Genomic DNA, 22,374 nt, shown 5'->3' on the forward strand with positions numbered 1-22,374 from the left:
GCCGGGCCGCCGGGCCTCCGGGCCGATCTCCGATGACTCCGTGGGCCATCACTTCGACCCCGAGAGTCTGCAGCTATTGCACGAGAACTCCCCGGCTTACCACCACTGCTCCGGACGTTTCCAGCCTGAAGATCACCACTCCTGAACTCTTCATACCGCTCCGGTCTGCATCGAAGACGATCTGGTGCATCCCCGCTGGCTGCCATGCATCCACAAGTGTCGCAAACTCCTGCCCGAGCACGCTGTACGCCTTCAGCACGACATGCGCGCCCGCCGGAATGCTGTACCGCAACGTCGTGGAAGGGTTGAACGGATTGGGATAGTTCGGGTGCAGCACGGCCACAGAGGGGACCGTGCCGGCCGCCTCCTGGCGGACGTTCACAGGCACGGAGAGCGTCGGGGTACCCATACAGAGTATCGATCCATTGTCGCCGCTGACCCATGCGACCGTATCGGAAAGCACATGGAGCCCGAACAGGTCATTGCTGGTTTTGGCATACCCCGGTGTCCATACCGATCCGCCGTTCACCGTCGACAGCACGAGGCCGGTATCCCCGATGGCGAATGCCGTGGCCGCCGAGACGCCTGAAGCAACGTAGATGTTCCGGACCGTGCCCGTCGTGCCTTTGAGCCATGTCCCTCCCCCGTCGGCCGTGTACAGGATCACACCGCTCCCGCCGGCGGCATAGCCGTGCACATCATCGGCGAAGGAGGTGCTCCAGAGAACGGTGGAGACCGGTGCGGATCCGGATGCCCACGTGGTACCGTCGGCGCTGTGCCGGATGGCACCCGACTCTCCCACGGCGCATCCTCTGGGTCCCGGCCGCATGGCGATCCCGTACAGCGTGTTCGTCGTGCCGCTGACGCCCGCGATCCAATGTGCACCGCCGTCGGTCGTGCGGAGCAGGACACCGCCATCGCCAACGGCCCAGCCGTGCGATTCATCGGTGAACGAGACGCCAAGAAGTGTCATCGTCGTGCCGGTGGTCTGTTGAGCCCAATGCTCGCCCCGGTCGGTGGAGTGGAGCAGGACGCCCAGATCGCCGACGGCCCAGACCTTCGATCCGATGCAGGCCACGCCGTAGAATGAGTCTCCGGTGAGTCCGTTCATCACCGGTGTCCACACCTTCCCCCCATCGGTCGTCCGTATCATGAAGCCCCACTGTCCGACCCCGATGCCGTTCATCGCATCGGAAAATGCCAGCCAGTTCACCGCCGGCGTCGTGCCGCTGTTCAGCATCGTCCAGCTTCCGCCCGATGGCTTCCGCGCGACGAATCCGTACTCGCCCACCGCCACGACCGATGTGCCCGCAACGGCCACACCGTTGATCGTTGCGTAGGTGCCGTGAAGGGCCTCGGTGCTCCATGAGGCCCCGCCGTTCGTGGAGTGCAGCAGGACGGAATCATCCGCTGCGATCCAGCACTCCTGCCCGTTCCCCGGAAAGATGTCGTTCAGTCCGCGTGTCGTACCGGAAGCAGCCGGTGTCCACGTTGCACCGCCGGTGGTTGTCGTCATGATGAGCCCGCCGGAACCCACGATGAATCCCGTCTGGCCCCCTTCCACGAACGCGATGTCCTGCCCCGACGCGGTCAACATTTGCGCGAGGGTCCACGACGCACCGCCATCGGTACTTTTATACAGCGATCCGGCCCCTGCACTTCCGGAGCCCGTCGCCCAGCCCGCCGTTGCCGAGGTGAACGTCACGCTATTGATGGATGCATTTCCCTGTCCCGTCGGCATCGTTGCCGTGGACCATGTCGTACCTCCGTTGGTCGTCCTGATGATCGTGCGGACATCGCCGGCCGCCCAACCGCGTGCCGTATCGAGGAAGAAGACGCCATTCAGGCCGTTCACCGTTCCGCTGGACTGTTCGGACCAGAGGGCACCGCCGTTCGTCGTATGGAGGATCGTCCCGTTGTCGCCCACGATCCAGACGGTGTTCACGTCAACGACGCACAGGGACCGGAGATGGTCCGTGACGCCGATGTACTGCACGTCCCAGTGGAGGCCGGCATCATGTGTGACCATGATCGTGCCATCGTTGCCCACGGCGTACCCTGTGGATGCGTCGGCGAACGCGATCTTCGCAAGCGTATTCCCCTGCGGAAGCGGATACTGCCATTGCCAATCACCCGCAACGCCGGTGGCATTGGTTGCCAGCATGATCACCACGAACAGAATACTCTTTGCTCCCCAAACCCTCATTGTCGATCCTCAATTGCTGATTCTTGCACTTCGATCATCGACCTTCGATCTTCCATCTGGAATTCTCGCTCTTCAACCTTCCATCTTCAATTCTCGCTCTTCGACCTTCCATCTTCAGATGTTCTCTTCACTTGTTCTCATCACCGGGTATCTTCGCTTCCCATCGACAATCGACAACTGGCAACGGACGATCCTCAATTGCGTCTCCTCTAGAATCCGAGTCCTATACTCACCCCCACCTGATACAGCCCGAAGTCATTGTAGGCATCATTCGACTGGTTCCGCACGACCGCGCCGCTCAGCGCGACATCGAGCCCGAGCCCGTCGCTGAGCGTGATATAGCGTGAAAGCCAGATCTCGGCATAGCTGTGCACATCCCGGCGCGACACACCGGCGTCGGTCCCGTTGAGGTCGAGTGCAGGCGCTTCGAACTGCTTGCGGGCGATGCCGCAGGTAATGATCGACTGCAGGCCCAGGGGCAGGCCCTGCTTCCAGATGATCCTGCCTTCCGGGCCATCATACGAGAAGAAATCCGTGTAGATGTCCTCGCTCAGCATCGACGAGTTCGCATACTGTGCCAGGTAGCGTGTGCCGTTCCCGGGATTGATGCGGTACCAGCCATCAGCAAGCACCGAACCGCCATCCCATGTGAATCCACCGAAGATGCCCGCAGCGACCTGCCATGAGATCGTCGTCGTTGCGTTCGTCAGGATCTTCTTGTCGGAAGGCACGACCAGCTTCGCACCGCCCTTCCCTTTGCCGTTCTCCTTTTCGACGTACGTCCGCACCGACTCGAACTGCGTGGTATCGACAAGGTCCGTCGTGTAATATTTCATGCCGCCCGACGCGGCGAACCCGACGCTGAGGCCATTCCTGAACACGCGGCCGGTCTGGAGGGTGAGATGTTCCGTGAGATTGGAGAGCTCGGGAAGATCGGTGTAGGAGCGGATCCCGACATCATTCAGGACCCGGATATACCAGCGGCGCACGGGCATGCGCAGGACGGCGGTGAGCGCAATGCCGGTATTGTCGAATTCGCGGTACGCCTGCTTGTCGTGCCGTGCCGAGCCCCGCAGCTGAAGGTCCAGGAATGTCCGCACGGAATCCGGATCCACAGGCCGGTCGTCCTCTTCTTCTTCCTCTTCCCCGTTCTCTTCATCGCCTTCTTCCTTCGTCGCCGCCGGAGGAATGCCGGGGCGCCGGGGGAGGGGCGGCGGGATCCCGAACGCATTCCGGTAACCGAGACGTACGGAATGTTCGAGATAGTTGCGGTCGGTGAATGTGTTGAACACCATCAACCCGCCGACGTAGGCGGCCGACAGCGTTCCCTTTCCCACCGGCTGAAGGTATTGCAGTTCGAGGTACCCCTGCCGGAGCTGGTCGGGGATGGTCTCATAATTGTAAAGGGGATCGCTGTGATAGCCGTACGACGCCGAAGCGAACCCATTGAACTGCGCCTGAGCCCCACCGCGGGCCCCCGCTACGAGCAACACAGGCAGCAACCACCACATTCTCTTGTTCATTTGATTCCCATCCTGAAACACTTCACGTGTTCACCATCTCTTCCGGGTGTCCTTCGTTCTCTCATTCAAGAGCGCACTGCGAGTGCTACGCTTCAACCTTCACGCCCCTATCTTCACACGTCGATCTCCGGTCTTTGGACTTCAACCTTCGATCGTACATCTTCAACCTTCACACGTCGAGTTTCACTCTTCGGTCTTCACTTGTTCCGCCGCTCCCACCGCGAACCGTTCGGTCTTCGCCCACACCCGTTTCTCCTTCCGCACATAATCCGACCACCACGCCTTGATGACGATATACATCCAGAGCTGGCAGTACGTGAAGTACATGAGGAACGCGAGACCGAGGTTGCTGAGCGTATCCTCGCGGTCGTAGGAGAGCGTGACCAGCATCTCCCCCAGGAACAGGAAGAACGCCAGGATCCACACCGCGGTGTACGGCCCCGGGAGCGCGATGCTCACCAGGCTCAAGGCACTGACAACGAACAGGATGTCCGAAATGACGATCGCGATGAAGAAGACATAGTACAATGCGAGCGTATAGAGCAGATCGAAGGCAAGGCGCCGGTTCTTGAAATGGGGGATGTGGCGGAAGAACTTCCCGATCACATAGTTGTTCCCCCGGACCCACCGCATGCGCTGCCGGATCCACACCGCCCATTCCTGCGGCTCCTGTTCGTACGTGACGGCATACGGGATGTACTTGATCCGGTAGCCGTGTTCGTAGATGCGGATGCTCAGCTCGGAATCCTCCGTGAGCGCTTCCTCATCCCACCCGCCAAGCTCCGCGATGAGCGCGGCGCGCATGACGAAGTTCGTCCCCGGCAGGGTCGCGATGTGATGCATCTGCCACCGGCCGGCCTGCAGCATCGATTGGAACCCGAGGGTCTCGATGTTGATGAAGCGCGTCAGCAACGTGGCGTTCTTGTTCACCGTCCGGAACTTCCCGAGCACCGCACCCAGTTCGGGGTGGAGGATGAGCTGGGCCACGAGATACCGGAGCGCGTCCGGATCGGGCGTGTTGTCGGCATCATAGATCGCGATGATCTCCGCATCCACCTGGCGGATGCCCAGGTTCAGCGCACGCGATTTCCCCTTCCCGCCCTGCCCCTGCGGCACATCGAAGAGCACGACGCGGTCGTCCTGCGCCGCCAGCTCGAGCACGATCTCCCGTGTCCGGTCCTTCGATCCGTCATTGATCACCATGATCTTCAGGCGGTCGCGCGGATACACAAGCCGGCACATGGACTCCACCGTGCGGCGGATGACCATCTCCTCATTGTGTGCGGGGATGAGGATCGTGCAGGTCGGATACGTAAAGGAGATGCCATCGACGTCCTTTCGTTCCCGTGCCGAGCGGAGAAAATTGATGTAGCCGAACACGGTGAGCAGGAACTGATACCCGATCATGAACCATATCAGGATGACCGCAACGACGAACAGAGCGCTCAGGTCAACTTCAAGAAGCGTCATGCCGGGGTACTCCTCTCAGGGGCAACCGCGGACCTGCGGCGCACAACGACCACGGCGTACATGCCGAGCAGCAGAACCACCGATGCGATGCCGAACCAGGCGATGGCGGTGGAAGACCAGAAACTTGTCAGGTTGACGCCATACGAGAACATGTCCCCCGCAACGATCTCGGCCCGGTGCGCGCCGGCGGGAAGGAAGAGCGTGAACCCATCGTTGCCCTTCATCACCGCGAACGGATGCTCCACGCCATCGATCAGGAGGCCATGCGGCTCGCGGTTCACCATCACCAGGCAGCGTCCGTCCGAGGTATACTGGAACCTGAGCGTCCGCATGTCATAGTCGATCGCATGGAGCGTGCCGGTGATGGAAAGGATGTGCGGAAAGAACTGGTGGGGCGACATCGAGGCCGGTCACATCGCTCACCGGCGCCACGATGTGGTTGCCGGAGGGGATCATGTACAGATTGTCGCGCACCGGCGCAAGCGGTATCCCATCCAGATACACTTCCTTGACCGCCGGAGGCAGCTTGAGCATCAGGTGGTGCGGGGTTTCGATGTGATAGCCCCCGCCCTCATGGTGCATGGACGCTGCCCCCGCATAGGCCGCGGAGAGAAGCAGCATGTCCTGCGGGTTCACACTCGACTCCGCATAGATCGTTGACCGCGGAGCGCCCAGCGCCGCAGCACGGACCAACTGGAAGCACTCCGTGCCTGTCTGGATCATCGTCGGGAACGGGGTGATCACATCCTTGCTGCGGAAGGACAGGATGTTCAGGTCCAGCAGCAGCTTCTCCGCGGAGCCGAGGCGCCCGGCATAGTCGGCACCGATCGACTCATAGCGCATCGGGTCCGTGGACCAGCGCCGTTCGGGGTCCTCCACCTGCAGGGCGAACCCGAACTCCTTCTGCAGGCGGATGATGCCGTCCATGTCCACGCCGATCTGCTCCCGGAGTTCCGGCGATCCGTAGCTGTCCATCGCCGTCACGATCACCTCGAATCCTTCCCGCTCCTTCCCGATCGCCTGTGCAACGCCCAGGATCTCGCGATAGACGCGGTCGAGGGTCCGGACGCGGTACGCGCTGACGAGGTTCCGCACAGCGGGGTGTTCCTTCCAGTGGATCGACGAACGCGGGTCGAAGAGTCCGGCCGGATCCTGACCGAGCAACGCAAGGAGGTCCCGCCGCGCCGACGGATGCATGGGCGTGTAGAGCGCGGGTTCCGACAGGCCCAACCCCGCCTCGAAGTACAGCTCGGCGATGTTCACGCCATCGAAATCGAATTTGTGGAGGAAGGCGTTGTACTCGGCAAGCATCGCCTGCCGCGCCCGCGAATCGGTCATGGCCACGGGGTAGCGCCACGAGGGGCGCACATCCTGGCCGAGATAGTTCTTCTCGCGCCATTCCGGATGCTCCAGCCAGAACTTCTGGCTCACCTGCGGCGGTTCCAACCACGCATACACGAGGATGCCGTTCGCGTGGGCGAGAGTGATCAGCCGTTCATAATCGTAGGTGTATTTCGGATACATGTGCCAGCCGGCCACGTGGATGCGCCGGATGCCCTGCTGGACCCAGAGCTTGATGAGTTGTTCGATGCTCTGCGAGTGCCGGAAGCCGGGATCGAAGTACATCTCGAGCGCCTCCCGGCGCAACACCGGCGCAACGCTGAAGAAGGTGCGGATGTATTCCATCATGAACGGATAGTGGCTGTACCCCAGTTGCGAGTGGGGGTCGAACCGCGTACCGATGAAGATGACCTTCCCCTTGCCGAACTCCCTGCCGGCAACGAGCGGCGCCTCCGTCTCGTTGTCCATGCAGAAGACCTCATCCCCATCCCCCACCTCGAACTTCGGAAGGGGTTCCGCCATGCGCCAGGAGATGCGCTCCTCGGGGAACATCCGGTCCTGCACGCGGTTCACCCGGATCAACGTCCCGGTGAAGTGGAACCCCATCTCCTCGATCAGATAGTTGTGCGTATCGGTGATCAGGCATCCGCCGGCCTTCACCCACCGCACGAGAGCATCATACTCCTCCAGCCGGAGGGAGTCCACGAATCCGTAGGGGACGACCATGACATTGTACTGGCCCGGATCCACCGGTTCGCCGACGAAGATCGTATCCACCGGGATGCTGACGCTCGCGAACAACGCCGCGAACGAGGCCTGGTCATTGTACGCCGCACCGCGGGCATACTGGTTCCAGAGCACGGCCGGCCTGGCTTCACGCCAGCCCCCTCCCGGAGCGAGGATGGCTGCCGTTGCCTGGCGGACCTTCAACCATGCGCGGTCCATCGTGGACAACTGGCGCTCCCGGAATTCTGTCGGCTCGGCCTTGTACCACTCCCCCGGGTTCAAGGTCACGGAATGCGTGCTCGTGCCGGTCAGCCGCTCTTCGGACGTCACGCGCGCGATCGGTTCTCCGTTGCGGTCAAAGGTGGTCTCGGCAAGATACTGGTCGGTGAGCGCGACACTGTAGTCCTGCGATCCCGTGAGGATCACGCGGTCGCGCATGGCGACGCGGTGGCGATCCTCGCGCACATCGAGGAACGTATAGCCCATCGCGCGGAGCGAATCCACGAGTTCCTCGAGCAGCGCATGGTCCACGAACGAATGGAAGAACCCCGCGGCGAACCCATCACGCACCGCGAGATTGGTGCGTGCATCGCGCGCCATCTCCCGGATCCGCGCACGGCCGACGGCCGGGTCGGTGCTCAGCGGAACGTATCCCAGGTTCTCGGGATAGATCATCTGGCCGAAGAGATCCCGGCGGATGATGTACGGGAAGAACTGGCTGTAGTCGGCATTCTCGATGGTCAGCCGCTGCTCCATCGCGGTCGTGAAATAGTCGCCGATCACGTTATACAGCGTGAACGACCCGGTGTAGTGCGGGGTCTCCCAGACCAGTGGATACAATCCGTTGCGCATGAACTCCTGGATGCCCAGCTCGACCTTCCGGCGGACCCCTTCTTCGGTCTCACCGGCGATCGGACGGTTCGTACTCTCATCCCAGAACTCGTAGTCCGCCCCGGTGGTGCCCCGGTACTGGTGGGTGATCCCGTGCATCACGATCGTGCCGCCGTTGTTGACCATATACTTCAGGGCATCGACAAGATCGGGCTTGTCGGAGAGGCTGACGCGGACGCCTTCGGCGGGGATCACATAGAACGGCGACACCCCCACCAGGAACGGGATACCCCGGGAGGAAAGCACATCGGCGACGTCACGCAGCCGGTCCGGCTGCTCCATCGGATTCACATCCTCGATGCGGATGAGTGCGGAGTGGGAATGATCATGGTCCTCGCCGAGGATGTCGTGCAGCATGTCCGCGAACATGATGTACCGGTCGGATGGCCCGGTCATCGAGAACGGCGAGTCGGCACAGTACAGGAACGTTCCGGAGCCTATGATATACGGAAGGCGGCGGCCGGACTTCGGCGCGTAGACGGTCGCGAACACCCGCACACGGGCGTGATCGGTGATCGTGACCACATTCAACATCGGCTCGGTCTTGGTGAAGCGGTCGGTGCCGCGCTCGACGACCGTGTAGACGCCTGTGGAATCCATGCCGCCGACGGTGAACCCGAACCGTTTCTTCAGGTCGTGCGATGCCGAGAACTCCCGGAAGCCGGTATGGATCCACATCACGGGTGTCGACCCGGCGAGCACATCGTCGAGGAATGGGCGGGGGACCGCATTCTTTGCATGGAATCCGATATAGAAGACCTGCGCGAATGCCTGCATGCGGCCGGACGCGTAGTCGTCCACGCCGATCACGGTGGATGTCACATTGAAATGACCGAGCAGTGCGGCAAGATGGCGTCCATCACCAATGGCAAAGCTGGTGGGGTCGGTCCTCCCCTCAACGACAATGAGGACCTTCTTCGGCGGCTCCGCCGATGCGGGAGCAGCGACAGCAAAAAGCAGCAGAAGCGCGAGAAGTGAAAGGTACAACCACGCCCCGGAAGATCTCCGCCGTCCCACGTTCCCCCTCGTCTTCAACTCTTCCATATCGCGTCACTTCTTTCTTTTCCCCATTCACGATCGGCAAGTGGCGATCGACGACCGGCAAGTGCGGTCTTTCTCGATCCTCGATCTTCAATCCTCCATCTTCCATTATCGCTTCTTCTTCGCGACGAATTCCTTCCCCATCGTCCTTCGCAAACCGAAGAAGTGCTTGATCGCATCCACCGTACGTTCCGAGGCTTTGCCGTCGCCGTACGGATTCACCGCACCGGCCATCTTCCTGTACGCCGCCGCGTTACCCAGGAGCCTCTTCGCGCCGGCATAGATCTTCTCCGGATCGGTCCCGACAAGCTTCACCGTGCCGTACTTCACCGCCTCGGGGCGTTCGGTCACCTCGCGGAGCACGAGCACGGGCTTGCCCAGCGCCGGCCCTTCCTCCTGCACCCCGCCCGAATCCGTGATGAGCAGGTGCGACCGCGCCATGATGTGGACGAAGTCCATGTAATCCAGCGGCTCCATCAGCATCACATTCTCCATCCCGCTGAGCACGGGCATCACGGCATCGCGGACGATCGGGTTCTTATGGATCGGGAAGACGACGAGCGCATCGGGCGACGATTCCGCGATGCGGCGCAGCGCGAGTGCGGCGCCACGCATAGGTTCGCCCCAGTTCTCCCTGCGGTGCATGGTCACGAGGATCAACTTCCGCTTGTCCGCCGCCGCTCTCTGGAGCTCAGGTGTCGAGAACGTGTGTTTCTGCCCGACCGCGATGTGGAGCGCATCGATCACGGAGTTGCCGGTCACGTGAATGGTCCGTGGATCGACGCGTTCACGCAGCAAGGCCTTCCGCGCGGTGTCGGTCGGTGCAAAGTGGAGATCGCCGATCACCGTCGTCAGCCGCCTGTTGATCTCTTCCGGGAACGGTTGGGTCTTATCGTTCGTGCGCAGTCCGGCCTCCACATGGCCGACAGGCACATGACGGAAGAACGCCGCGAGGCTTCCCACGAAGGTGGTCAGCGTGTCGCCCTGCACCAGCACCATGTCCGGCGATTCCTGCACGAGGACATTGTCCAATGCCTCGATGGCGTTGTGCGTGATCGTTGCCAGGCTCTGCTTCGGCTGCATGATATTGAGATCATGGTCGGCCGTGATGTGAAAGACATCCAGCACCTGGTCCAGCATCTGGCGGTGCTGTGCAGTGGCAATGGTGACCACCCGGCACCACTCCTGCTCCTCCTGGAGCTTCAGGATGATGGGTGCCATCTTGATGGTATCGGGACGGGTCCCGAAGATCACGGCAACGGTCTTCTTCTTCATTCTTCCTTGCGTGTAGGTTGTCCTTGAATGATAGCGACGACATCTGCCGGCGACATCCCGGCTGCCCCGGCGACCGTACGGATCGTTGTCCCGGGTTCTGCGCTGAGCCCTGCCGCACCGAGGCGGGCGATACCTTCGTCGATGGAGATCCCTGCTTCCTCACACAACGCTGCAACGCTCTTGCGCCCGTAGCCAGGTCCGCCCCCGGCCGGCATGGCCGGTGGAGGCTGGATGCCTGCGCGGTCGTACACTTGCTTCGGCGTCAGGGAGTACCGCGATGCGAGGTCCTTGATGGACATCCCCGCACTGTCGGGAACGATGCCCGCGGCGGAGAGGCGCTGCATGAGTTCGTTCACGGGGAGCTTCATCTCGCCGGCGAGCCGTGCGACGCTCAGCAGTTCCGCATGCGGGACCGGAGGTTCCGTCGCGGGTGTCGACCAGCTGTTCTTGATCTCTTCCCCATGCCATCACCGTCCCGAACGGCACCATCCCATCGGCCGCCATCACGAACACGATGATGCCGACGGTGACCGCGCCGGCCAGTTCACGACGCTTGTTGATGCCTTCATGGATCCTCTTCGCCATGTAGCCCAGAATGACCCGCCAGTTGAAGAAGAGGTGGAAGGATGCCGCGACGACGAAGATGAAGGAAAAGATGGTATGGACGGTCTGCCACTGCGATTTCGAGAACCCCAGGAGGCGCCAGTCGGACCAATTGGCGATGCGTCCGGGCGGGGTGATGAACAGGACGATCCCGGTGACAGCGATAACGAGGAACGAGAGCACGACGTAGAAGGTAACGAAGGCTCTCCAGGAGAATGGTTTCGCATCAGGTTTGGCAATGGTCATGGTCTGCTCGGGATCCGTTCAATGGTTCCCTGACCAAATTGCACGTACCGTGCCATGGAAAGCGCTCGATCCACGCGAAAATCGCGGCTCCTGCAGATCACGCTCGGCGAATTTGCCCCTTGTTCGACGAATTTGTCGGATTCACAATGGATAGAAGATACGGAAGCGGGAGGAGAAATGCTGTGGATGAGCGACGGTGTCGCGAGGAACGGGCGGAGCCGGGACATCCATCTCCAGGGGGGCAAAAAATTGCCGGGAGTGACGCGCTGCTCCCGGCTTGTGTTAAGCAGGATGTGAACAACAGTCTTTGTGGAAAGCAACGCTGCACTTTACACAAAGACGGTCGCTCCGGAATGGAATCCAGCCCGCTGATCTCACGCAACCGAACAGTGTTCTTAGAACGCGCTCACAAAACCCACGGACAGCTTCGTGGTCTTGGCGATCGTGTCGTGCGTGACCTCACCGACGACGCGGAAATTGCGTGCGAGCATGTACCCCACGTGCCCCGTGATCGTCTGGTAATCGAGCGAGTTCTGTTCGGAATCCACCCAGTTATACAGCGCCGCACCGTACCACTTCCCTGCGTCGCCGCCCGGCGTGAAGATCACTTCACCGAAGGCGCCGTTGGTCTTCACCTTCGATGGGCCTGTCCCCGCGATCCAGCCCGGCGTGTACAAGAACGGATTCTCATCGCTCCGCGCCACGTACTGCGCATTCACCTGTACGTTCCCGAATTCGACGCTGACGTCAGGCCCTGCTATCCACATCTCGTTCGTGGCAACCCCTCTCCAGCTCGGGGCCAGGTCAAGGTTTTCCCCCTGCTCGCGCCCGAAATAGGCGAACCCGCCCACGCGGAAATGCTCGCCGAGCTCCTGCGACAGCCGGAACATGGTGTTCTTGTACTTGTCGGAGTCGAAGCTGCGCGATGCATCCGCGGCGCCGATCCCGGAGCCATTCAGAAGCTCCACGGTGATGTCCGTGCCCGTCTCGAACCCGTACGTCAGCATCACACCGCGGTCGTACGTGAGGTTCGCGGACGAGAGCCCGGGCTTCACACGGTACACCTGATAGTCCTCCAGTGTCATCCGCAGCTCGCGTTTGAAGAGCGGGTCCGACACCTGGAACTGTCCGAGATAGATATCGAGTTCGCTGTTGAAGACTCTGTTGAACATCACGAATGCATCCTCGAGCCCCGCCACTTCTCCCCTCTCGCCGAAGAAGAAGTAGAAGTAGTACGACACGTCCTTGGCGATCTGTCCGCCGGAGAGGAGTTTCACGAGGTACGGCCACTGCATATCGGCCTTGCCGGCATCCCCGGACTTCCAGCTCCCGTACCCTTCCAGCCGGAGCGCGAGCGGGACCTCCCGGAGCAACATCAGTTCATCGTCGCCGGTGTCACGGTAGGCACGCGGCGCTTCTTTGTCTGCGAGCACGAACCCGTTCCCCGCGAATTCTTCGCCATAGGCCTTCAGGCGCGGGGCGGGACGGTGGCAGGTATTGCAGGACATATCGTACTTGCGCGCGAACGCAGGGATCGCGGATGCTTCCACGGCCAGAACGGACAGGAGCATCAGCGTACACAGAGTGAAAAAGAGAGTGCGTTTCATGGGTATGCTCATGGGAGTATGGTGACGGATGTCGCGTGTGTATTGACCTCGATGATCTCGGCTTCTTCCATCGGTACGCCGAGGAATTCCGTGACCGGCGTGGGAAGCTTCTGGTAATTCAGCGTTGCCTTCACCGTCAACGGCCCCGGCGCGCACGTACCCGGCACCACCCAGGTGAAGTTCTCCATCTTTGTCTCCCGCGGTCCGATGCGGTAATCCACCGCCTGCGATGCGGTGTTCCACTGCATGATCGTCATGCGCCCCTGCGGATCGAGATACGGCAGGCGGAAGATCCTGTCGCCGAGAGGCACACCGTCGCGCTGGATACCCTTGAAGTCCGGCAGGTTCAACGGAATGCCCATATCCTGATACGCCAGCGTGTTCGCTGCGATGGTGTATTCCTCTCCCACGAATCCCTTCTTGTCCACGGGGAGGTGATAGACATTCCCCTTCGCATCGGTGGCTTCCACATGCAGCCACACCATTCGCTCTTCCGCGGAGCCGGTCGGGAATTTGTGTCCGGTCTTCTGGTTGAACAGGGCAACGGTGAAGCGTACCTTCTCGCCCGGTTCCACCTCCCGGCCATCGGGGTGGATGCGCACTTCGATCGTACCGCGCACCTTGCCGGGGTCATGTGCACCGTGGAACAGATGCTGCATGGCATCGGGGACCTTCGGCTTCAGCGAGACGATCTGGCCTTCGGCCTTCGTCATGTGGCAATCGTGGCAGCGCACGCCTTCCTTTGCGTACGGCCCTTCCTTCCACTCGAGGTGGGTGGATTTCACCCAGACGCCATAGGGGCTCTTCTCGTTGTGACAGGTTCCGCAGAAGTCGGGGTTGGAGATGAACTCGAGTTTGCGCGTCTCGTGTACCGGCGACACCACACCCTCGCGGCGGCCGTATTTGATCTTGCCCGGCTCGCTGATGTAGTTGAAATTGAACGGCGTGTCGCCCGCAAAGCCGGTGATGGTATGGCAGACGTCGCAGGAGACCGATTCATTCGCGCGGCTGTTGGCTTCCGGCTTCGGCGGCGGCACATCTCCCGCCATGAAAGCGATCGGCGAATGGCAACCGTTGCACCCGGCCTTCACGCCCGCGACCTTCGGGTCCTTCTCCGCATGCGGCACGGCCAGCTTGAAGTACTCGATCTCATCCCAGTGATGCGTGTATGCCTGCGACATCATCGACTGCTGCCATTGCTGGAAGAAGTCCTTGTGGCAGGCCGTGCCGCAGCTCTTCGGCTTCTCGAACGCATCATAGGGATGCGTCCCCAGAGCGTCATCGCCGGATTTTTTCTGCTGGCCTGGAAGTGCAGGGGTAAGTGCTATGGTAAGGAGGAGAACGAACAAGGTTTTCATGGTGCGGTCCCTTGTGATGGTCGTACTGGATCAGAGCGTACAGAGGATAGGGAATTCTGTTCAAACGTAGTGCCAGAGATGGGTATCAAATAGTCGTTGATTACGCGTGGTTCCGGGGGTGTTTTCGCGACTGTTCGCAAAGATGGGAAAGGTCGGCACTCCTGACGAGGAATCTCGACAATAGTGTCGAGAAGACACGCGGGAGACCATCGTTTCGTGGAGGCCAACGGCGGCACCGCGGCCCCACATTGCATTCAACTTCATACACGACATGGTGTTACCGGTATGCACGGAATTGTGGCACGGACATTGAATGACAAGGGGCAAGCTCATGAGCATTCTCACAAACAACAAATTTTCAAGAACAGGGTATCACACAAGGAGTATCATCATGAAACGCATCACGGCATTGTTCCTCACACTCGCGCTGGTCGTGTTCCTCGGCGCACTGCACACGGATGCAGCGGCACAGACCCTCGGCAAGACGGGCAAGACCTCCATGGGCCAGCACGGTCCGGTCGATACCGATGGCGACGGGATCCCCAACGGACAGGATGCGGACTACACGAAGCCGGCGAACGGCTCGGGCAACAAGTTCGGCAAGATGAACGGCACGCAGAGCGGGCTCGGCAAGGGACAGGGTAAGGGCATGGGCCTTCGCGACGGCAGCTGCGGCACGGGCACCGGAACCGGCACGGGCGTGTGCGACGGTACGGGTCCCAAGGGACGCGGACGGGGCAAGTAAGTTCATGGTGACGCAGGTCGGCACCGGATCCTCCGATGCCGCCCTGCGTCACCCGGTTGTTCTTTCGTCGGGCTTGAGACAAAGGTAGACACATGAACTCCAGAACGTTAGTGTTGATCGCCACGCTGGCTCTCCTGCCGGCTTCCGCCGCGAGTCAATCGCGCGACACCACCGCCGCCAACCGCACAGCAGAGCAGAAGCGCGAACGTGTCAGGGCGGGACAGGAAGGCTTCCGCGACGAGAACGGCAACGGCATTGACGACCGGATCGAGCACCAGGGGAACGGCAAGGCAGGACGCAAGGACCGGTTCGTGGACGCCGATGGCGATGGGATCTGCGATGGCCGTGCGGGCGGACTCGGGTTCAAGCGGGGAGCAATGAATGGCCAGCCGGGTGCAGGCCAGGGCAAAGGCAATGGCACGGGAAACCGGTACGGACAGGGAGGGAAGAAGTGAAACACACGAACGTTCTTGCCGGGGTCATCCTCGGCTCTCTTCTTTCCGTCATTCCGGCAACTGCTCAGTTCTCGGTGGAAGCCGAGGTCGGCACCATGGTGGACGACAACGTGAACAACAACAGCCTGCGCCTGTCGGACCGCATCATATCGGCGGGTCTGCAGGCGGGGTATGACTGGACCACCGACCGCACGAACACGACGCTGCAGTACAACGGCGGCTACAATTACTTCACCATGGTCCCGGGACGCAGCAATCAGGTGCATGCCGGCGGCATCACCTTCGCGGAGCTCTTTGGCGATGACGAGGAGACCCTGTGGAACGCCGCTGCGAGTTACAGCGTGCGGACCGACCGGGAGGAGTTCGCGTACTACGACAACAGTGCTGCCATGCTGTCGAGTTCGCTCAAGCATCAGTTCTCGGACATGTTCGTCGGCCGCACCGGCTATACGATGAGGCTCATGCGGTTCCCGAACCTCTCGTCGTTCGATCATGCCGAACATCAGTTCTTCATCCAGGGCTCGGCCTTTCTGCCGTCGCGCACGACCATCATCGGCCAGGTGGACCTCGGCATGAAATTGTACAGTACGCCGAATGAGGACACCACGGTAGTGGCCACGGGACGTGGCCGCCGCTCGAGTGCCCTCTCCAGCCCCGGCGTCACGCAGCTGGCCGGCAGCGTCCGCATCGGGCAGTCACTGTTCGAGCAGACCGGACTCAGCGTTGCCGGCGGCTATCAGCTCAACCTGCGCAAAGACACGCGCTACCTCGGATCGACGTCGGGCCTCATCGCCGACGATGAGATCTTCGACGACCACTACGGGTACGAAGGCCCGCAGACCACGCTCATGCTCACACAGATCCTTCCGTGGGACATCAAGGCGCGGTTGACGGGGACCTGGCAATGGCGGACGTATTCGACACAGCCGGCATTTGACGAAGCGGGTACGCAGATCGCGTCGCAGCGTCTGGACACCCGCTCCGCGGTCAATGTCACCTTCACCGTGCCGCTCCCGGCACTCCGGTGCACGCTCGGGCTCGCCTACGACCACATCTGGAATGCGTCCAACGATCCCTTCTACGCATACACCAACAACGCATTCACCGTCCAGCTCTCCTTCCCTGAAAAGTGACCGAACGGCCGCGGCCTGACAGAGGACGCCTGAACGGCAGCGTGAACGGCCGCGGCCTGACGCCACGTGACAGTGCGTGACCTGAACGGTGCCGCGACCTGAAAGTGCGCCGGAATTTTGCTACATTGGCAGCACGATCCCCATGCCCTTCGCTGTCAACATACGCCCCCGGGTCCTGATCGCCGTCACGGCAACGGTCGGGACCCTTCTCGTCTTCTCCGCGTTCTGGGAACTCGACCGGAGCAAGAAGGAACTCTCCCATGTCGTCCACGAAGAGGCCCTCGGGCTCGTCGAAGTGGTCCATCAGAGTTCCGTGAACACCATCCTTTCCACCGAACAGAACGAAGCCCTGCTGACCGAGCGGTTGCTGAACAACGCATGGTTCATCGCCGAGCTTGACCGCACCGGGCCCCTGACGGAACAGCGCCTCGCGGCGATAGCAGAGGCCAACCATATCTTCCGCATCAACATCTTCGATCCTGCCGGCAACAAGGTGCTCTCCAACCATCGTGCAGAGGAAGGGCACGGCATTGGTGCAGGACGGCACCGGCCCGCGGATGTGATCGCACCCATTCTCCGCGGCGATACCACGGTGATGGTCATCGGATTGAAGGATGCCCGGATGGAGCAGGGGCAACGCTACGCCGTCGCCGTCCGCCGCCACCGCCCGGAAGGCGGCGCGATCGTCCTGAACCTGGACGCCGCCGAGCTGCTCGAGTTCCGCAAGCGCATCGGCATCGGAAAGCTGATCCGGGACCTGGGGGACAATAGCGGGATCGTGTTCGCGGCATTGCAGGATCAGCAGGGCATCATCGCGGCGAGCGGCGAGGTGAAGGAACTCTCGTCGTTCGATGCGGACCCGTTCCTGGACCTGGCGATGTCCTCGGACACGACGCTGACCCGCGAGACGGACTTCGGCGAGACCACGGTCTTTGAGGTGGTGCACCCGCTGGCCATCGAAGGGTCGATGCTGGGCGTGCTGCGCCTCGGCCTCTCCATGGAAGAGGTCCGCGCCGCCGAGGACCGGATGCAACGGAGGATGATCATCGTCCTGTTCGTCCTCCTGCTCCTCGCCTCCCTGGCCACGGTGGCGATCATTGCCAACCGCAACTATCAGCGCGTGCAGCGCGAACTGCAGCGCGCCGAGAAGCTCTCTGCCCTCGGTGAACTTGCCTCGGGGGTGGCGCATGAGATCCGGAATCCCCTGAATGCGATCGCCATGATCGCGCAACGGTTCGCGCACGAGTTCACACCGGCGCAGGATGCCGAAGAATACAGGACGCTCACCGGCGTCCTGCGGAGCGAGGCGGACCGCGTCAACGGGATCATCGGCACGTTCCTCCGGTTCGCGCGCCCGCCGCGCCTCCAGCTCGAACCGGTGGTCCCCGGCGAACTCATCACCCACTGCGCCACGCTCGTCGAGAGCCAGATGAAGGCGAAGGGGGTGCGCTTCAGTGCCACATCGGCGGGCGACACGGCCGTGCCTCTTGACCGGGGCCAGATGACGCAGGCGTTGCTGAATCTCCTGCTCAACGCACTGGAGGCAACGCCTGCCGGCGGCACGGTGACGCTGGCATCGCGCGTCGATGCCGACGGATTGTCGATCACCGTGGCAGACTCAGGCCACGGGATACCACCCGATGCGATGGAGAAGATCTTCAACCTCTATTATACGACGAAGCCGGACGGCACGGGGATGGGGCTCCCGATGGCGCACCAGATCATTGCACAGCACAAGGGGACGTTGGATGTGGAGAGTGTGAAGGGGGAAGGGACGGTGTGCAGGGTGACGATACCCATACAATAGAGGAAGAAGGCAAAAGGAGGAAGGGCGAAGGAAGCCTCACCGGCTGCCGTACGCGGTCCCTTCATCCCTCTACCTTCTTCCTTGTACCTGACGCTTTCTACTTTATGCCTTCTTCCTTCTTCCCGGCGCTTCAGGCCCTGATGCTCAGGCGGACTAGGCCTCCCCGGCTTCCGTCTCTCTTTTCCTCGCGCGAAGCGCTCTTACTTTGTATCCAGGATGATCGGCAGCCCATCCCGCCCGGCACCGACGATCACGACTTTCGTATTGGGCGACTGCGCGATCTTCTCCGTCGCTTCAATGCCCTTCCACCGCAGCAGCTGTTCGCTGATGCCGGCCGCCACGATCGTCTGGAAATCGGCGATACCCTTCGCTTCGATCCGCTTACGGTCCGCTTCCTGACGTTCCTTCAGCAGGATGAACTCCATCCGCTGGGCTTCCTGATCCGCACGCTGCTTCTGCTCGATCGCTTCCGTCAACTGCGTGGGCAGCGCAACGTTCCGCAGCGGGGTGGTCTCCACGATCACGCCGCGGGGGGCGATCGTGCGTGCGAGCTCTTCCTGCACGGCCATGCCCAGCCTCTCACGCTCGGTCGAATAGAGCGCACTGGCCTGGAAACTGGCGGTCACGGAACGGCTGATGGACCGGAACTGCGGGATCAGGACGATCGTTTCGAAGTCGCCGCCGGCAATGGTCTGATACACGCGCGCCGCGGAATCCGGATTCAGGCGGTACAGCACGCTGATCTCCAGCCCGATGGTGAGGCCTTCCCGCGACAGGACCTCCATGGCTTCTTTGTGTTCGCGGGTCTGTACGGAGAACTCATGCACACGCGCGAGCGGATTGACCACATTGATCCCGGGCGGCAGTGTCCTGTCCGAGACGATACCGAAGAGGTCCACGACGCCCACATGTCCCGCCGGTATCTGGGTGAAAAATTGCGTCAGCGCAACGACGGTGAAGAACGTGCACACGAGAACGGTGATCGTGGCGAGGGAACGGAACGTCGGGTTGCCCTCCTTGACCTTCTTTGCGGCGGCGCGCCAGGAAATGAAGGCGATCACCGCGACGACGATACTCAGGATGAACAGCATGGTATGCTCCTCTGAATGATGGCTATGGCGTGCGCCGGCCGGCGCCGCCGGTGATGGATACGACGTTATGCGGGGAGGCGGCGGATCACCAGGACGGTCATATCGTCCGCCGCGAGTTCACCCGCCTGATGCTTCATGACCGCATCCAGGATGGTGTCGCGTACCGCGGAGGCCGGCATGGCCTGCTGACCGATGCAGATCTCCTGCAGCCGTTCGTCGCCGAGCAGCTCCTTCCGCACATTCATCGCCTCGGAGATCCCGTCCGTGTACAGCACAAGCATGTCGCCCGGCGCAAAGACCATGGACTGCTCCGTGTACTCCATGCCGTCGACGATGCCAAGGATCGTTCCCCCGGCCTCGAGCTGGCGGAGTTCCCCGCCCGCCGAGACGAGATACGGAGGATTGTGTCCGGCGTTGCAGTACCGGAACGTATGGTCCCGCGAATCCAGGATACCATACACCAGGGTCACGAACTTCTCCGGTGCGGTGCTGACCACGAGGCGCTGGTTCAGCATGGTGAGACAGGACCCGGCATCCGAAGCTTCATGTGCGACATCCCGGACGGAGGCCTGGATGTGCGCCATCAGGAGTGCCGCGGGAAGTCCTTTGCCCGAGACATCGCCGATGCTGATGCCGATGTGCGCGGGGTCGAGCCGGATGAAATCATAGAGGTCACCCGCGACCTCACGCGCCGGCATCGCGGTCGCGGCGAATTCGTATCCGGGGATCGCCGGCATGTGTGCCGGCAGCAGGCCCATCTGCACTTCGCGTGCGGCGAGCAGATCGCGTTCGATGCGGATCTTCTCGCGCTCCTGTTCGTACAACCGCGCGTTCTCCAGCGCGATCGCGGCATGGACGGAGAATGCGCTCATGATGCGCGCATCATCCTCCGTGAAGACGCCGGTGTGCTTGTTGAGAAGCTGAAAGACGCCGATGATCTTGCCGCTCTTCACGCGGATCGGCAGGCAGAGGATCGATGCCGTGCGGTACCCGGTCTGCCGGTCGTAATCCGGATTGAAGCGCGGATCGAAATAGGCGTCCGGGATGTTGATCGTATCGCCCGTCGCCGCAACGTACCCCGCGATCCCTTTGCCGATGGGCATGCGGATCGTGACGCGGCTCAGGCCATCGAGCCCTTTCGCCACCCGCGTCCACATTTCCTGCGTCGCTTCATCGATGATGTACACGGTGCCACGGTCGCCGTCGGTGATCCGGAGCGCGAAGTCCACGAGCATGTCGAGCAGCTCGTTGAGGTCGAGCGTCGAGTTCAGGCTCTTTGCGGCCTCGATGAGCTGCTCGAGTTTGTGCACCTCGAGGCGGTTCTGTTCCGCGCGGCGGGCGGATTCATGGACGAAGCGGTTGTTCGTCGCACGCAGCCGGATGCTCAGCACCTGGAGCAGGCGCACCGCGAGCTCGCGCGAACGATACAGCAACTGCTCGAAGTCCGCCTTGCGCAACACGTACGTGATGCAGCGCTCCAGCGCAACGACCCGTGCCGACCGTGGCCGGCCGGCGATCAGCTCCAGTTCGCCGAACGTGTCGCCGGGATGCAGGAGGGCGAGCAATTGGTCATCGCCGCCGGCCATGCGTTTGGAGATGCGCACGCGCCCTTCCACCAGGAAGTGCACCTCATCGCCGTAGCCTTCATCCTCGATGATCACCTCATCCGGGGCGTAGGTCCGTTCGATGAACTTCTCGCGGACATCCTGGAACTCCTCATCGGTGAGGGTCTCGAGGAGAACATTGTAACGTAGCCGCTTGGGGGCGGTGCTATTCTTCGGTGGAGGCATGGTGAATGCCAACATAAAGGCAACGGCCTGCAAAGTCAAGGGGAAAGCGGACGGCCCTTTGCATTTGCCGCGAATGCTGAGTATTTTGTGCTCATTCCCTACCAAACGGAGAACCCGTGGAACCCCTCAAGGCACCCAGATTGAAGGCCGGTGACCTCATCGGCATCATTTCCCCCGCAAGCCGTATCGCCAATCCTGCACGCATCGAGCAGGGCATCGCCTATCTGGAGCGTCTCGGCTACCGCACCACCACGGGCAAGAACATCCTGAACAGCTACGGGTACCTTGCCGGAACGGACGAGGAACGGGTGGCCGACCTGCACGGGATGTTCGCCAACCCGGAGGTCAAGGCCATCATGTGCATCCGCGGCGGCTACGGTACCCCCCGACTGCTCTCGCTGCTGGACTACCGGCTGATCGCCCGGAACCCGAAGGTCTTCGTGGGCTACAGCGACATCACCTCGTTGCAGCTTGCCCTGTGGAAGAAGTGCGGGCTGGTCACGTTCCAGGGACCGATGGTGGGGGTCGATATGCCGGACGGGCTCGACGCCTCCACCGAAGAGCTGTTCTGGCGCCTCCTCACGTCGCCGAAGAAGGCAGGGTCGGTCATCCCCGCCGGCAACCCGTCCGTGACGCTCCGGAAAGGCAAAGGTTCGGGGCGCCTCCTTGGCGGTAACCTGGCCCATCTGGCCGGGGCGGTGGGGACGGCATACATGCCCTCCTTCAAGGACGCCCTCCTGTTCATCGAGGACATCGGGGAAGAGCCGTACCGGATCGACCGGATGCTGACCCAGTTGCGGCACGCGAAGATCCTGGACCAGGTGAAGGGGGTCCTTGGCGGGCAGTTCACCGATTGTGAGATCAAAGACGCCTCCAAGCCGACCCTGACCGTGGACGAGGTCCTCCGGGAGTTCGGCGGGATGTGCCCGCCCCCCTTCCTTGCGCACCTCCCCTTCGGCCATGAGGCGCACAAGATGACCATTCCGATGGGTGTCCGGGCGAAGCTCGATGCAGGCGAAGGAACCCTCGAATTCCTCGAAGGCGCGGTAAAATAGCCAGGTTGAAT

General features: G+C 61.8%; 17 protein-coding genes. 5 read left to right on the forward strand and 12 right to left on the reverse strand.

What is annotated here, in order from left to right:
- Positions 1 to 73 precede the first annotated feature (73 nt).
- The 10 genes from IPI01_19645 to IPI01_19690 form a co-directional block, all read right to left on the reverse strand.
- On the reverse strand, positions 74 to 2,206 hold the full coding sequence (locus tag IPI01_19645; GenBank protein MBK7259968.1) for a hypothetical protein: 2,133 nt from the start codon (positions 2,204 to 2,206) through the stop codon (positions 74 to 76).
- 209 nt (positions 2,207 to 2,415) lie between these two features.
- A complete protein-coding gene (locus IPI01_19650; GenBank protein MBK7259969.1) occupies positions 2,416 to 3,729 on the reverse strand; it encodes a hypothetical protein in 1,314 nt (437 codons plus the stop codon).
- A 183-nt stretch (positions 3,730 to 3,912) separates the two neighbouring features.
- Positions 3,913 to 5,199 carry a glycosyltransferase family 2 protein gene (locus IPI01_19655; protein MBK7259970.1) on the reverse strand — a complete coding sequence of 429 codons (1,287 nt, stop codon included), beginning with the start codon at positions 5,197 to 5,199 and terminating at the stop codon, positions 3,913 to 3,915.
- Positions 5,196 to 5,600: a hypothetical protein gene (locus IPI01_19660; protein MBK7259971.1), complete on the reverse strand. Its 405-nt coding sequence runs from the start codon at positions 5,598 to 5,600 to the stop codon at positions 5,196 to 5,198. The genes IPI01_19655 and IPI01_19660 overlap by 4 nt, the downstream gene beginning before the upstream one ends.
- A complete protein-coding gene (locus IPI01_19665; GenBank protein ID MBK7259972.1) occupies positions 5,533 to 9,201 on the reverse strand; it encodes a DUF2334 domain-containing protein in 3,669 nt (1,222 codons plus the stop codon). The genes IPI01_19660 and IPI01_19665 overlap by 68 nt, the downstream gene beginning before the upstream one ends.
- A gap of 105 nt (positions 9,202 to 9,306) precedes the next feature.
- On the reverse strand, positions 9,307 to 10,473 hold the full coding sequence (gene wecB / locus IPI01_19670; protein MBK7259973.1) for a UDP-N-acetylglucosamine 2-epimerase (non-hydrolyzing): 1,167 nt from the start codon (positions 10,471 to 10,473) through the stop codon (positions 9,307 to 9,309).
- Positions 10,470 to 10,640, reverse strand: a complete 171-nt coding sequence (locus tag IPI01_19675; protein MBK7259974.1) for a hypothetical protein — start codon at positions 10,638 to 10,640, stop codon at positions 10,470 to 10,472. Before IPI01_19675 ends, wecB begins: the two co-directional genes overlap by 4 nt.
- A complete protein-coding gene (locus tag IPI01_19680) occupies positions 10,633 to 11,322 on the reverse strand; it encodes a DUF4405 domain-containing protein (GenBank protein ID MBK7259975.1) in 690 nt (229 codons plus the stop codon). Before IPI01_19680 ends, IPI01_19675 begins: the two co-directional genes overlap by 8 nt.
- A gap of 395 nt (positions 11,323 to 11,717) precedes the next feature.
- Entirely contained in the window at positions 11,718 to 12,929 is a 1,212-nt protein-coding gene (locus IPI01_19685) for a hypothetical protein (GenBank protein MBK7259976.1), read from the reverse strand.
- 8 nt (positions 12,930 to 12,937) lie between these two features.
- Positions 12,938 to 14,287, reverse strand: coding sequence for a NapC/NirT family cytochrome c (locus IPI01_19690; protein ID MBK7259977.1), 1,350 nt, complete (start codon positions 14,285 to 14,287; stop codon positions 12,938 to 12,940).
- Positions 14,288 to 14,678: 391 nt separating this feature from the next.
- Here IPI01_19690 and IPI01_19695 point away from each other — a divergent pair, with 391 nt between their 5' ends.
- The 4 genes from IPI01_19695 (at position 14,679) to IPI01_19710 (ending at position 18,427) form a co-directional block, all read left to right on the forward strand.
- Entirely contained in the window at positions 14,679 to 15,032 is a 354-nt protein-coding gene (locus tag IPI01_19695; protein ID MBK7259978.1) for a hypothetical protein, read from the forward strand.
- 92 nt (positions 15,033 to 15,124) lie between these two features.
- A complete protein-coding gene (locus IPI01_19700) occupies positions 15,125 to 15,487 on the forward strand; it encodes a DUF4148 domain-containing protein (GenBank protein ID MBK7259979.1) in 363 nt (120 codons plus the stop codon).
- Positions 15,484 to 16,620: a hypothetical protein gene (locus IPI01_19705; protein MBK7259980.1), complete on the forward strand. Its 1,137-nt coding sequence runs from the start codon at positions 15,484 to 15,486 to the stop codon at positions 16,618 to 16,620. The genes IPI01_19700 and IPI01_19705 overlap by 4 nt, the downstream gene beginning before the upstream one ends.
- Before the next feature lie 142 nt (positions 16,621 to 16,762).
- On the forward strand, positions 16,763 to 18,427 hold the full coding sequence (locus tag IPI01_19710) for a hypothetical protein (protein ID MBK7259981.1): 1,665 nt from the start codon (positions 16,763 to 16,765) through the stop codon (positions 18,425 to 18,427).
- Positions 18,428 to 18,627: 200 nt separating this feature from the next.
- Here IPI01_19710 and IPI01_19715 read toward each other — a convergent pair whose 3' ends face one another.
- Positions 18,628 to 19,518 (reverse strand): prohibitin family protein, encoded by an 891-nt coding sequence (locus IPI01_19715; protein MBK7259982.1) that lies wholly within the window; start codon positions 19,516 to 19,518, stop codon positions 18,628 to 18,630.
- Positions 19,519 to 19,583: 65 nt separating this feature from the next.
- Positions 19,584 to 21,308, reverse strand: coding sequence for a SpoIIE family protein phosphatase (locus IPI01_19720; GenBank protein MBK7259983.1), 1,725 nt, complete (start codon positions 21,306 to 21,308; stop codon positions 19,584 to 19,586).
- Positions 21,309 to 21,424: 116 nt separating this feature from the next.
- On the opposite strand from IPI01_19720, the gene IPI01_19725 reads away from it, so the two are divergent.
- Positions 21,425 to 22,363 (forward strand): LD-carboxypeptidase, encoded by a 939-nt coding sequence (locus tag IPI01_19725; GenBank protein MBK7259984.1) that lies wholly within the window; start codon positions 21,425 to 21,427, stop codon positions 22,361 to 22,363.
- Positions 22,364 to 22,374: the final 11 nt, after the last annotated feature.

It is taken from the genome of Ignavibacteriota bacterium (assembly GCA_016707525.1).
Classification (GTDB): domain Bacteria; phylum Bacteroidota; class Ignavibacteria; order UBA10030; family UBA6906; genus JAGDMK01.